Origin of the sequence: Streptomyces sp. NBC_00557 (genome assembly GCF_036345995.1) — a bacterium.
Lineage (GTDB): Bacteria > Actinomycetota > Actinomycetes > Streptomycetales > Streptomycetaceae > Streptomyces.
In genome coordinates this window covers 1,615,404-1,627,481 of record NZ_CP107796.1, presented here as the reverse complement: position 1 = coordinate 1,627,481, position 12,078 = coordinate 1,615,404, and the positions used below count along the sequence as shown (strand labels likewise).

General features: G+C 74.3%; 10 protein-coding genes and 1 pseudogene. 3 read left to right on the top strand and 8 right to left on the bottom strand.

What is annotated here, in order from left to right; translation table 11 throughout:
• Positions 1-22 precede the first annotated feature (22 nt).
• Complete coding sequence (locus OG956_RS06450) at positions 23-1,771, bottom strand: aminotransferase-like domain-containing protein (RefSeq protein ID WP_330342758.1); 1,749 nt, start codon at positions 1,769-1,771, stop codon at positions 23-25.
• 111 nt (positions 1,772-1,882) lie between these two features.
• Positions 1,883-2,584, bottom strand: a complete 702-nt coding sequence (locus tag OG956_RS06445) for a B3/B4 domain-containing protein (protein WP_330336973.1) — start codon at positions 2,582-2,584, stop codon at positions 1,883-1,885.
• A 684-nt stretch (positions 2,585-3,268) separates the two neighbouring features.
• Between OG956_RS06445 and OG956_RS06440 the strand changes: the two genes are divergently transcribed.
• Together OG956_RS06440 and OG956_RS06435 are read left to right on the top strand one after the other, a co-directional pair.
• Positions 3,269-4,747, top strand: a complete 1,479-nt coding sequence (locus OG956_RS06440) for an AlkA N-terminal domain-containing protein (RefSeq protein ID WP_330336972.1) — start codon at positions 3,269-3,271, stop codon at positions 4,745-4,747.
• A 50-nt stretch (positions 4,748-4,797) separates the two neighbouring features.
• Positions 4,798-5,277 (top strand): annotated as a pseudogene (locus OG956_RS06435) (methylated-DNA--[protein]-cysteine S-methyltransferase); the annotation flags it as partial.
• A gap of 80 nt (positions 5,278-5,357) precedes the next feature.
• Here OG956_RS06435 and OG956_RS06430 read toward each other — a convergent pair.
• The 5 genes from OG956_RS06430 to OG956_RS06410 all read right to left on the bottom strand — a co-directional run bounded on the left by OG956_RS06430 (position 5,358) and on the right by OG956_RS06410 (position 9,768).
• Complete coding sequence (locus OG956_RS06430) at positions 5,358-5,858, bottom strand: WD40 repeat domain-containing protein (RefSeq protein ID WP_330336971.1); 501 nt, start codon at positions 5,856-5,858, stop codon at positions 5,358-5,360.
• Positions 5,859-6,584: 726 nt separating this feature from the next.
• Positions 6,585-7,070 carry a hypothetical protein gene (locus OG956_RS06425; RefSeq protein ID WP_330336970.1) on the bottom strand — a complete coding sequence of 162 codons (486 nt, stop codon included), beginning with the start codon at positions 7,068-7,070 and terminating at the stop codon, positions 6,585-6,587.
• Positions 7,071-7,228: 158 nt separating this feature from the next.
• Complete coding sequence (locus OG956_RS06420) at positions 7,229-7,975, bottom strand: SIR2 family NAD-dependent protein deacylase (protein WP_330336969.1); 747 nt, start codon at positions 7,973-7,975, stop codon at positions 7,229-7,231.
• A gap of 201 nt (positions 7,976-8,176) precedes the next feature.
• Complete coding sequence (locus tag OG956_RS06415; RefSeq protein ID WP_330336968.1) at positions 8,177-8,671, bottom strand: NUDIX hydrolase; 495 nt, start codon at positions 8,669-8,671, stop codon at positions 8,177-8,179.
• A gap of 35 nt (positions 8,672-8,706) precedes the next feature.
• The gene (locus OG956_RS06410) at positions 8,707-9,768 is read right to left on the bottom strand and encodes an ADP-ribosylglycohydrolase family protein (protein WP_330336967.1); all 1,062 of its coding nucleotides are present in this window, start codon (positions 9,766-9,768) and stop codon (positions 8,707-8,709) included.
• Positions 9,769-9,951: 183 nt separating this feature from the next.
• Between OG956_RS06410 and OG956_RS06405 the strand changes: the two genes are divergently transcribed.
• Positions 9,952-11,070 carry a glycerate kinase family protein gene (locus OG956_RS06405; RefSeq protein WP_330342757.1) on the top strand — a complete coding sequence of 373 codons (1,119 nt, stop codon included), beginning with the start codon at positions 9,952-9,954 and terminating at the stop codon, positions 11,068-11,070.
• Positions 11,071-11,251: 181 nt separating this feature from the next.
• Here OG956_RS06405 and pssA read toward each other — a convergent pair whose 3' ends face one another.
• Positions 11,252-12,073 carry a CDP-diacylglycerol--serine O-phosphatidyltransferase gene (pssA, locus tag OG956_RS06400; RefSeq protein ID WP_330342756.1) on the bottom strand — a complete coding sequence of 274 codons (822 nt, stop codon included), beginning with the start codon at positions 12,071-12,073 and terminating at the stop codon, positions 11,252-11,254.
• Positions 12,074-12,078: the final 5 nt, after the last annotated feature.

The window sequence follows — 12,078 nt, the reverse complement described above, 5'->3', positions numbered from 1 at the left end:
GCAGTCGGTCTTCCCCGGATGGTCAGGCCAGTTCGCGCAGGACCCGGCCGAGCAGGGCCACGCCCTCGGCGACGGCTCCCGGCGCGGTGGCCGCGTAGCCGAGGACGAGTCCGGGAGGGCCGGGCAACTGCCGGTGCCAGGACAGCGGTTGGCACTTCACGCCGTGGGCCAGCGCGGCCGCGGCGACCTCCGTGTCGGGCACGTCGGCCGGGTACGTCACCGTCAGATGCAGGCCCGCGGCGGCGCCGTGCACGGTGCCGCCGGGCAGATGCTCGGCGAGGGCCGCGATCATGGCGTCCCGGCGGTCGCGGTGCCGGCGCCGCAACAGCCGCAACTGCCGCTCCAGGCCGCCGGACTCCATCAGCCGGGCGAGCACCAGTTGCGGCAGCACCGCGTTGCCCAGGTCGTCGAACCGCTTGGCGTCGACCAGCTCCTCGCGATACCGGGCCGGGGCCACCAGCCAGCCGATCCGCAGCGCCGGCGCGAGCAGCTTCGACACGCTGCCCATGTAGCACACCCGGTCGGCCAGCAGCGCCCGCAGCGCGGGGACCGGCGGCCGGTCGTACCGGTGCTCGGCGTCGTAGTCGTCCTCCAGGATCAGCCCGCCGTCCGCGGCCCATCCCAGCAGCTCCCGCCGCCGCTCGCCGCTGGTGACCACCCCGGTCGGGAACTGGTGGGCCGGCGTGAGCAGCACAACACGGGCGCCGGTCGCCCGCAGCGCGTCCACCCGCACCCCGTCCTCGTCGACCGGTACCGGCGGGGTGTCCAGGCCGCCGTTGCGCAGATGCTGCCGGCCGCCGAGCGAGCCCGGGTCCTCCACCGCCACCGCGTCGACGCCGTCCGCCCGCAGCACCTGGCGCAGCAGCGTGAGCGCCTGGGCGGTGCCGGCGACGATCAGCACCTCGTCCGGCTCCACCCGCACGCCCCGCATCCGCGCCAGCCACCCGGCGACGGCCCGCCGCAGCGCGGGAGCACCCCGCGGGTCGCCGTAGCCGAAGTGCTCCGCGGACAGTTCCGCGAGCACGGCACGCTCGGCCCGCAGCCAGGCGGTCCGCGGGAACGCGGCCAGATCCGGCCGCCCGGGCGTGAGATCCACACCGGCCGGCGCCTCCCGCAGCATGTCGAAGACATCGGGACCGGGGGTGCGGGAGAAGGGCGAAGCGGGGGAGGCCGGGGAGACGGGGGAGACGGGGGCGCCTGGGGGGAGGTACCGGGACGGGCGAGCGGGCGGGGAGGTGGCCGACCCGCCGTACGACGGCGCGTCCGACGAGCCCGGCGGTACGCTTCCGGGCCCGCGGGCGGCCGAGGTGCCGGGTGGCGTGTTTCCGGGCGTGCGGGTGCGCGGTGCTCGCGGCGGTGCGGTGCCCGTCGCGTGCGCGCCCGGCAGCCCGGGCGTGCCGGGACTGCCGCTTCGGGAGAGGTGGTCGAGGGGGCCGCCCTGCGTGCCGTGCCGAGGTTTCCCCGGCGCCCCGCCGCTCGCAGTGCCGTCGGCACGAGGCACGGTCGTGCCCTTCGGTACGTCCCCGCGGACACCCCCGCCCCCCGAAGCGAACGGTGCCGCCACCACCACCGTGCCCCCGCGGCGGCGGCCCTCCAGGTGACCGTCCTCGGCGAGCCGGCGGTAGGCCTCGGTGATCACCCCGCGTGAGACCCGCAGCTCCGCGGCCAGCACCCGGGTGGGCGGCAGCCGGCTGCCCACCGCGAGGCGGCCGTCCGCTATGGCCTGCCGCAGCCGCCCCGCCAGCCACTCGGCCTTCCCGCCGGCCGGCACGTCACCGGCCGCCAGTTGCAGGAAGTCCGAGCCGCGGCCCGGCAGTTCACGCCCCGCGCCGGGTGCCCCTCGCTCCTCGTCCACCGTTCTCATGGTGTCATCCGCGGGTGATCAGCCGCCGAAGACGAAGTCCGGAGCCGCCCGGGTGAGGACGGCCTGTTCCGTGACGGACCCCCAGTGCGCCGCCACCTCCTCCTCGACCGCCTTCAGCAGCTCGGGCACGGTCTCCGCGCCGCCGTCGTGCATGGCCTCCGCCACCACCAGCACCCGGCCGGTGTGCTCCCCGACCGCCGAGTGGCCGCTCTGCCGGTGGGTCCAGCGCCGGGCGTGCGCGCGTCCCGCGGAGTCGGCGAACGTGACCTCGCCGGGTGCGGGATGCTCGACGCCTCCGCCGAACGCCGTGTACGTCTCGTCGCCCGCGGCGGGCCGCACCTCCAGCAGCGGCCCGGTGATCCGGTCGACGTCGAGGACCGCCACCGGGACCGCGTACGCCACCGACAACGCGTTGCACAGGTCGACCAGCGGGTGGATGCGGGGCAGCGCGCCTTCCTTCCGCAGCCGCCGCAGCAGCGACTCCGAGGCGCACCGGTACTGCGTCGGCTTCACCCCCAGCCGGCTGAACGTCCGCCGCCAAGCCAGCACTTCGGGGAACTCGCCCTCGGTGGCGCCGGCCAGCCGGGCCAGGGCGCGGGCGGTGTACGGCGCGGCGCGCGGGCCGGTGTCCACACGGGCGTCGACGCCGGTGGCGTACAGCGCGCCGCAGGCCAGTTCGGGGAACGCGGCCCAGATGGTGTCCGCGTGCCGGAATCGCATGGTCGGGGACCTCCTCGAGTTCGGGAGCTCCACCCTGCCGGGCTCGTGGTCCGGTCACCAGTGCCAAACCCGGTGCGTGCGACCGGTCCATAACCGGCCGACGACACGCGGCCCGCGACCGGGGAGCGGCACGTGGGTCCATGGCGGACGGGCGGCACCCGGGTCCGGAAGGTGCGGGCGGTACGCGGGTCATGGCCGGGGAGCGGCACCCGAATCCAAAAGGTGCGAGCGGCACGCGCGGACAGCGTGCGGCTCGTGCTCGGGTCGGTCCACGCCTTGTCCGAGCACGAGCCGGTGCGGTTCACGCCGTGCGCGGAGCGCACGATTGTGTCGTGCCCCGGGCGCCCCGGCAGGGCCTGCTGTTGGGCCCGGCCGGTGCGGCGGACGGCGCTGCCGTGGGGCGGCGAGCCGTCCCCCGCTCATCCAGCTTGGGCTCCGGTCGTGTCCGGGACGCGGAGGACCATGGGCTGTTGATCGTGCTTAGACGCGAGTTTTTCCACCTCTTTGCGATGATCATCCCTGTTTGTGTGGACCATGCTTCCTGCACGCGCCCGCCCAGCGCTACGGCCCCGAGCGGCGCGGGGTGGCCAAGGCCGTTGGTGGAACGCAAGTCCGGCAGGCCGGCGGACGCTGATGTCGGATTTCCGCCAGCACAGGAGGGGCCGCCCGGCCGATGCTGGACCCATGCAGACAGCGACGCACCTCGACCGGGAGCACTGCGTACGGGCCGTGCAGTCCAAGGACGCCCGGTTCGACGGATGGTTCTTCACGGCCGTCCTGACCACCCGGATCTACTGCCGCCCCAGCTGTCCCGTCGTCCCGCCCAAGCCCGAGAACATGACGTTCTACCCGAGCGCGGCCGCCTGCCAGCAGGCCGGGTTCCGTGCCTGCAAGCGCTGCCGCCCGGACACCAGCCCTGGCTCCCCGGAGTGGAACCACCGCGCCGACCTGGTCGCCCGCGCCATGCGGCTCATCGCCGACGGGGTCGTGGACCGCGAGGGCGTGCCCGGACTCGCCTCCCGGCTCGGTTACAGCGCCCGCCAGGTCGAGCGGCAGCTGCTCGCCGAACTCGGTGCCGGCCCCCTGGCCCTCGCCCGCGCCCAGCGCGCCCAGACCGCGAGGCTGCTCATCGAGACCACCGCCCTGCCCATGGCGGAGATCGCCTTCGCGGCCGGTTTCGCCTCCGTCCGCGCCTTCAACGACACCGTCCGCGAGGTCTTCGCCCTGACCCCGAGCGAACTGCGCGCCCGCGCGCCCCGGTCCGGCGTCGGCACTCCGGCCGGGATCGGCCTGAGGCTGCCCTTCCGCGCCCCGCTCAATCCGTCCAACCTCTTCGGGCACCTCGCCGCCACGGCCGTACCCGGTGTCGAGGAATGGCGGGACGGCGCCTACCGGCGCACGCTGCGCCTGCCGTACGGCCACGGGACCGCCTCCCTCACCCCCCGCCCCGACCACATCGCCTGCCGCCTCACCCTCAGCGATCTGCGCGACCTGCCCGTGGCCATCAGCCGGTGCCGCCGCATGCTCGACCTGGACGCCGATCCGGTCGCGGTGGACGACCATCTGCGCACCGACCCGCTGCTCGCGCCGCTGGTGGACAAGGCGCCCGGACGCCGGGTGCCGCGCACGGTCGACGAGGCCGAGTTCGCCGTCCGCGCCGTCCTCGGGCAGCAGGTGTCCACGGCCGCCGCCCGCACCCACGCCGCCCGCCTGGTCACGGCGCACGGCAAGCCCCTCGACGACCCCGAGGGCGGCCTCACCCACCTCTTCCCGTCCCCGGAGGCCCTCGCCGCCGTCGATCCGGAGACCCTGGCGATGCCCCGCACCCGGCGCACCACCTTCACCACGCTCGTCCGCGAACTGGCCGAGGGCACCCTGCAGTTGGGCGTCGAGTCCGACTGGGCCGAGGCCCGGGCCCGGCTGCTCTCCCTGCCCGGCTTCGGTCCCTGGACCGCCGACGTCATAGCGATGCGGGCCCTCGGCGACCCCGACGCCTTCCTCCCCACCGACCTCGGCATCCGGCGTGCGGCGGCGGAGCTGGGCCTGCCCGCCACCCCGGCCGCGCTCACCGCCCGTGCCGAGGCGTGGCGGCCCTGGCGGGCGTACGCCGTGCAGTACCTCTGGGCGACCGACGGCCACCCCATCAACTTCCTTCCGGTGTAAGGACGTTCCCGAACATGGATGCGATCACGGACGCGATCACGGATGAGATCATGGATGCCTCGAAGAAGCGGCACACCGTCGTCGACAGCCCCTACGGCCCGCTGACGCTCGTCGCGGACGACGACGGCGCCCTCTGCGGCCTGTACATGACCGACCAGCGCCACCGGCCGCCCGAGGAGACCTTCGGCAGCCGCGACGACACGCCCTTCGCCGAGGCCGAGGAGCAGCTGTCGGCCTACTTCGCGGGGGAGCTGACGCAGTTCACCCTGGAACTGCGCCTGCACGGCACGCCGTTCCAGCGCCGGGTCTGGGACCAGCTGACCCGCATCCCCTACGGCGAGACCCGCAGCTACGGCGAACTCGCCGAGGCCCTGGGCAACCCCAAGGCGTCCCGCGCGGTCGGCCTCGCCAACGGCCGCAACCCGATCGGCATCATCGTCCCCTGCCACCGCGTCGTCGGCGCGAACGGCGACCTCACGGGCTACGGCGGCGGCCTGGACCGCAAACGCCGCCTGCTGGACTTCGAACGGAGGCGGCGCTGTTCTAGCCACGCTCACCCGGGCGTCCAGCCACGCCCACCCGGGCACGGCAGCCGCCGCGTCCCGCCCTTTCACCGGCGGGACGCCGGGGGAGCGATCCAGACCCGGATGGTCCTGTCGGCGCTCCCCGTGGCGAGCACGCGGTCGTCGGACGAGAACGCCACCGAGACGACCGGCTTGGTATGACCGGTCAGCGCGGGACCCGCCTGCTTGTGCTGGGCGACGTCCCAGAGGAGCACCTTCTTGTCGTTGCCGCCACTGGCCAGGAGACGCCCGTCCGGTGAGAACGCCACGGCATTGACCGACCTGCGGTGACCGGTCAGAGGGTCGGCGATCTGTTCGCGCCGCTCGAGGTCCCACAGCCGTACGGTTCTGTCCCCGCCGCAGGTGGCGGCGATCCGGCCGTCGGGGGAGAACGCCAGTGCCTCGAATTTCAACGGGCGCTCCCCGAAGAGGAAGGACGCCACGGCGTTGCTGTGCTGGACGGTGCCCACCAGGGGCGGTCCCACCGCTTTCCCGGTGACGAAGTCGAGGAAGACGACGCCGGTGCCACTCCGGTTCGTCGTGGCCACCAGTCTCCCGTCCGGCGAGAAGGCCACCAGCGGACGCCCTCCCGAAGAAGGGGGGGCCGTCGTCGTGCTCGGGCCCGAGGGCTCTGAGGCGCTTTCCCGTCAGAGGGCTCACCAGGTGCACCCGCGCGTCCCCCGCCGACCGCACCGCCACCGTGCGCCCGTCCGGCGCGTACGCCAGCGCCTGCACGGATCCGGGCACCGGGACCGCCCTGATCGGCTGCCAGGCCTCGACGTCCCAGAACGCCACGCTCCACTCCCCGGAACCGCGGGTGCTGCCGACGGCGAGGATCCTCTCCGTCGGCGACAGCGCCATCGCCCGCCCGGCAGCGTCGATGGAACCGCCCGACTGGCGCAGGCCGGCGCACTCCCAGAGCCGTACCGTCCCTGATGCGCTGCAGCTCGCGAGACGGCTGTCGTCGTGGAGGAACCCCAGCGACACGATCGGTGCGGCATCGCGACGGGACGACACGAGCGGAAAGGAACTGCCTTCCGCCCAGATCTTCCTGAGCACGCTCCGGGCCAGCGCGCCCTCCGCGCGCTGCCGGTCCCCGGAGGAACCCGGCTCGCCCTTCTCCCTCTCCTTGTCCGGGGAGTTCCCGGGCAGAGTCGCGTGGATGTGCGTGTTGTTGATGGTGAAGGTGCGCAAGCCATCGACGATGCCACCGGCACCGGCCGTGTCGGCGCCGTCGACCGCGGTGGAGGGTGGGCTTGTCCGTGCCGGTCCGCTCAGCCCTGGTGCGGATCCGGCAGTTGAGGGACCGAGAAGACGAAGCCTCCGTAGTTCAGGCCGGTGGCCACCCCGTTGGGCGCCTCGGCGCGGATGGTGACGTCCCTGTTCGCGGCCACCCCGCCCGGTGCGGACGCTCCGCCCGCGGGCTCGGCGTGCGTCTGCAGGAGCGCCCGGAGATCGGCCGCCGCCTGCCGGCGCCGGGCGTCGTCCAGCGTTTCCAGCAGGGACTCCAACCGCCCCCGCCAGACGCCGTTCTGCTCCACCTGCCGCAGCATCCGGGCCTGGTCGTCGCCTTGCTCGGCCGCGAGAAGGGCCGCGGTCCGCTCCAGTTGCCGCGCCGCGTCCCGTTCCCGCTCGGGGTCGCCCTGCCCGATCAGCCGCGCCATCCCCTGCCGGAACCCGGACCACGCATCCGTACCCGCCGCCTGCACCACGGCAGCACCCCCGGCCGCCGCCAGGGCCGTCAACGTCTCAGCAAGCATCCCCCACCGTTCCCTCCGACGGCTGCCCGATGACCGGACGATACTCGCAGGCATGCTCCCCGAGTAGGCCTTTCGTCAACCCGTACCGACGTGCCCGGCCCCGTACTCCCGTCTGTGAACGGCGGCCGCCCGCAGCCGAGTTGCGGGCTGGCCCGCCGTCACGCCTCCCGGACGCGGGCACCCTCGCTCAGGGTGCGCAGCAGTGCGGGCAGGGCGGTGCCGATGGGCTCGCGGATGATCTGGTCGGCCCGGTCGTCGTACGGAGTGGGCTCGGCGTTGACGATGATCAGGCGGGCGCCGTGGTCGGCGGCGACGCCCGCCAGGCCCGCGGCGGGGTGGACCTGGAGGCTGCTGCCGACGGCGATGAAGACGGTGCAGGCCTTGGAGACGGCCATGGCCTGGCCGAGGACCATCGGGTCCAGCCGTTCGCCGAACATCACGGTGGCGGACTTGAGGACGCCCCCGCACGTCCGGCACGGCGGATCGTCCTCACCGGCCTCGACGCGGGCGAGGGCGTCCTCCATGGTCCCGCGCGCGTGGCACCGGGTGCACACGACACTGCGCGCGCTGCCGTGCAGTTCGAGGACCTTCCGCGCGGGCAGGCCGGCCAACTGGTGCAGCCCGTCCACGTTCTGGGTGATCACCCGCACCGGGACGCCGGACCTCTCCAGCTCGGCGACCGCCCGGTGCGCGGCGTTCGGCTCGGCCTTCAGCGTGTGGTTCTCGCGCCGCATCCGCCAGGACCGCCGCCGGATCTCCGGGTCGGCCATGTAGTACTCGTACGTGACGAGCTTCTCCGCCTCCGGATCCCGCCGCCACAGTCCGTTCGGACCGCGGTAGTCGGGGATTCCGGAGTCGGTCGAGATGCCGGCGCCGCTGAGAATGGCTACGAGAGGCCTGTCCATGGGGCCGAGGGTAGGACGCCGCTCTGCGCGGGGCGAGCGGATATCGCCCGCAGGGGCAGGGGCAGGGGCAGGGGCAGGGGCAGGGGCAGGGGCAGGGGCTGGGGCCGGTCGCGAGGCCTACGTCTGTTCCACCGCATCCGCGAGTTCCCGTCCGCGGATTTCCGCACCGCGTCCGAGCGGGCCTGCTCCGGGACGCCGGGCTCACGGCACCCGGTGGCCGTTCTCCAGTTCCGCCGTGCCGGAGCCGTCCGCGAGCACGTCGAGAGCCGTCAGGACGCGGCGGCCGAGGGCGCCCGGGAGGTGGGCCGGGAGGTCCTCGCGGGGGACCAGGCGCCAGGAGAGGAGTTCCTCCTCCTGCAGCCGGATCGCCTTCAGGTCGGCCTCGTCGAGGACGCCGCCGTCGTACAGATACGCCACCAGCGGCGGGCGGCCCGCCCCGTGCACCCAGTCCACGGCCAGCAGCCGGCCCGGTTCCCGGTCGAGGCCGATCTCCTCCAGCGTCTCCCGGCGCGCGCCCTGACGCGGGGTCTCCCCGTCGTCCGACTCGATCGTGCCGCCCGGCAGTGCCCAGCCCTCACGGTAGTTGGGCTCGACCAGCAGCACGCGCCCCTCGGCGTCCCGGAAGAGCACGGCGGCGCCGGCGAGGACCCGGGGCAGGCTCGCGATGTACGTGGCGAAGTCAGGAGTGGTGGTCATGGAGGGAAGGGTAACCAGCGGCGGCGCGGCCACGTTCAGGTCGTCGCCAGGCGCAGGGTGCGTTCGGCCAGCGCACTGATCCGCACGCCGTCGAAGCCGAACACCGCGCTCCTGACCGTGTCCTCGAGCGGGTCCTTCCACCGGGCCGGGATCGCGTCCGCACCGGTGAGGACCCCGGCCACCGAGCCCGCGGTCGCCCCGTTGGAGTCGGTGTCCAGGCCGCCGCGCACGGTCAGCGCGATGGTCCGGGTGAAGTCGCCGTCGCCGTACAGCAGCCCGGCGGTCAGCACGGCGGCGTTCGGGACGGTGTGGATCCAGCCGAGCCCCGCGGTCTCCGCGGCCAGCGTGGCCAGGGTCTCCTCCCAGGGCAGCCGGGTCTCGTGCAGGCCGATCACCCGCCGTACGGTGCGGGCGAGCCTGCTGCTCGCCGGGATCACGCCGAGGGCCGCGTCGAGCGCGTGGCGCACCGTGGGCGCGGTGAAGGCCGCGGCGATCAGCGCCGCGGCCCACATGGCCCCGTACACGCCGTTCCCGGTGTGGGACAGCACGGCGTCCCTGCGGGCCAGGGCTGCGGCGCCGGCCGGGTCGCCCGGACGGGTCCAGCCGTGGACGTCGGCGCGGATCAGCGCGCCGATCCACTCCTGGTACGGGTTGTCGTACGTCGCCGTCAGCGGCGGCTTCAGCCCGTTCGCGAGGTTGCGGTACGCCGCCCGTTCCGCCGTGAAGGTCTGCAGGTACGGCAGCCTGAGCAGCCACAGATCGCCGACCTGCTCGGTGCTGAAGCCGAAGCCGTGCGTCTCCAGCAGGTGCAGGCCGAGGATCGCGTAGTCGACATCGTCGTCGCGCACGCTGCCGTGGATCCGGCCGCGCACGCAACCGCGCCACTCCGGGCGCAGCACGGCGGTCTCGGCCGGGTCGGCGGGCTCGGGCAGATAGTCGGTGAGCGGCAGCGCCCCGGCTCCGCGCAGATAGCGGTCGATGCGCTCGCGGGTCCACACCTCGCCCTGCTCGACCGGCTTGCCGAGCATGTTGCCCGCGATCCGGCCGAGCCAGCCGCCGTGGACGCGGTCGGCGACGTCCGGTCCTGTGCTGGTCATGGCTGGGGTCTACCCGTTTTTCCCAGGCGGCTCCCAGGCGCTTCCCAGCCTTCGGGCGGGGCATGACGGCGAGGGCGTCCTGCGGTTAGGGTCGCAGCGGCGCGACTGGCCCTGACGTGCGCGGGGCCCGGAGAGCAAGGGGAAAGCAAGGTGGCGGACGCTGCAGTGAACGAGACCCGTCGGGTGCTCATCGCCGCGGACAAGTTCAAGGGCTCGCTGACGGCCGTGCAGGTCGCCGAGCGGGTGACGGCCGGGCTGCGCCGGGTCGTGCCGGACCTCCGGGTCGAGGCGCTGCCCGTGGCCGACGGCGGCGACGGGACCGTGGACGCCGCGGTGGCGGCCGGTTTCGAGCGGCGGGAGGTACGGGTCGCAGGCCCGCTGGGCCAGGAGGTGACCGCCGCGTTCGCGCTGCGCGGCGGCACCGCCGTGGTGGAGATGGCCGAGGCCAGCGGCCTGCAGCGCCTTCCGGCGGGCGTCTTCGGGCCGCTGACGGCCTCCACGTACGGCTCCGGCGAGCTGCTGCGGGCCGCGCTCGACGCGGGCGCCCGGACGATCGTGTTCGGCGTCGGCGGCAGCGCCACGACCGACGGCGGCGCGGGGATGCTGTCGGCGCTGGGCGCCCGGTTCCTGAACGAGGACGGTGAGCCGGTGCCGCCGGGCGGCGGCGGACTGGCCGACCTGGCCCGGGCCGACCTGTCCGGCCTGGACCCGCGGCTGTCCTCCGTCGAACTGGTCCTCGCCAGCGACGTCGACAACCCGCTGACCGGGCCGAAGGGCGCGCCGGCGGTGTACGGCCCGCAGAAGGGCGCCTCGCCGGACGACGTGGACACCCTCGACGCGGCGCTGGCCCGCTTCGCCAAGGTGCTGGAGGCCGAGGCCGGGCCGGCGGCGGCGCGGTACGCGGCGTCGCCGGGCGCGGGCGCGGCGGGCGGCATCGGCTTCGGCGCGCTGCTGCTGGGGGCCCGTTTCCGCCCCGGTATCGAGGTCATGCTGGACGTCCTGGGCTTCGCGCCCGCGCTGGAGCGGGCCTCGCTGGTGATCACCGGTGAGGGCTCGCTGGACGAGCAGACGCTGCACGGGAAGGCGCCGGCGGGGGTCGCCGCCGCGGCGCGGGCCGCGGGCAAGGAGGTCGTCGCGGTCTGCGGCCGGCTCGCCCTGTCCGCGGAGGCGCTGGACCGGGCCGGGATCCGGCAGGCCTACCCGCTCACCTCGGTCGAGCCGGACGTGGCGCGGTGCATCGCCGAAGCCGGTCCGATCCTGGAGGACGTGGCGGAGCGGATCGCCCGGGACCGGCTGGTCTGAGCGGGCGCAACGCCCGACGGGCCGGGCCGCCCGACGGGCCGGGCAGCCGGCCCGTCGTCGCCCTGAATGGCGTGGTAGAGCGCTTGACAACTCAACGGGGAATCCGGGCAGATCTTGAACGCACAACGGGTGTGGCCCGGGCCGCGAGGGCCCGGGCCACACCCGTCGGTGCCGGCGAGGCTCAGGGCAGCTGCGCCGCCCGCGCCTCCCGCCGGTTGTCGCGGAAGTTGTTCACCCGGCGAGCCGTGGCGAACAGCGGGATCACCGCGCCCATGACCAGCTGCAGCGCGCAGCCCGTCTGGAGGAGCAGCTGGCCGCTCGGGGCGTCGAAGGCCCACGCCGCCAGCAGACCCATGGACAGCACGATCCAGGAGAGCATCGCACCCGCGAGGCGTCCCCTCGGCTTCGGGTACTCCACCCGGCTCACCATCAGCCACGCCGTACCGAGGATCGCCAGCAGGGTCGCCACGAAGGGCAGCTCCAGCAGGACGATGGAGACCACCGTCAGCGCGCCGAACGGCGAGGGCATGCCCTGGAACATGCCGTCCTTCATGGTCACGCAGGAGAAGCGTGCGAGTCTCAGCACCACCGCCAGCAGCACCACGATCGCGCCCAGCGCCGCCACTCTCTGGTGCGCGTCGTCCGCGACCATGCCGTAGACGAGGACGAAGTACGCGGGCGCCAGCCCGAAGCTGATCAGGTCGGACAGGTTGTCCAGCTCGGCGCCCATCGGCGAGGAGCGCAGCTTGCGCGCGACCAGGCCGTCGAACAGGTCGAAGACGGCGGCGCAGAGCATCAGGATGACGGCCGTGGCGGCGCTGTGCCGCGCCATGCCCGCGGACTCGTCGTTCCCGGTCAGGTGCGGGATCAGGATGCCGGTGGTGGTGAAGTACACCGCCATGAACCCGCACGTGGCGTTGCCCAGGGTGAGGGTGTCCGCTATCGACAGGCGGAGCGAGAGGGGCATCTCCTCCTCGTCGTCCACGTCGTCGGCCTCGGGCACCCAGC

Coding starts and splice junctions, on each gene's coding strand:
- OG956_RS06440 (WP_330336972.1), top strand. CDS start 3,269: ATGCAGACAGCGACGCACCTCGACCGGGAGCACTGCGTACGGGCCGTG.
- OG956_RS06415 (WP_330336968.1), bottom strand. CDS start 8,671: ATGACCACCACTCCTGACTTCGCCACGTACATCGCGAGCCTGCCCCGG.
- OG956_RS06445 (WP_330336973.1), bottom strand. CDS start 2,584: ATGCGATTCCGGCACGCGGACACCATCTGGGCCGCGTTCCCCGAACTG.
- OG956_RS06410 (WP_330336967.1), bottom strand. CDS start 9,768: ATGACCAGCACAGGACCGGACGTCGCCGACCGCGTCCACGGCGGCTGG.
- OG956_RS06425 (WP_330336970.1), bottom strand. CDS start 7,070: ATGCTTGCTGAGACGTTGACGGCCCTGGCGGCGGCCGGGGGTGCTGCC.
- OG956_RS06420 (WP_330336969.1), bottom strand. CDS start 7,975: ATGGACAGGCCTCTCGTAGCCATTCTCAGCGGCGCCGGCATCTCGACC.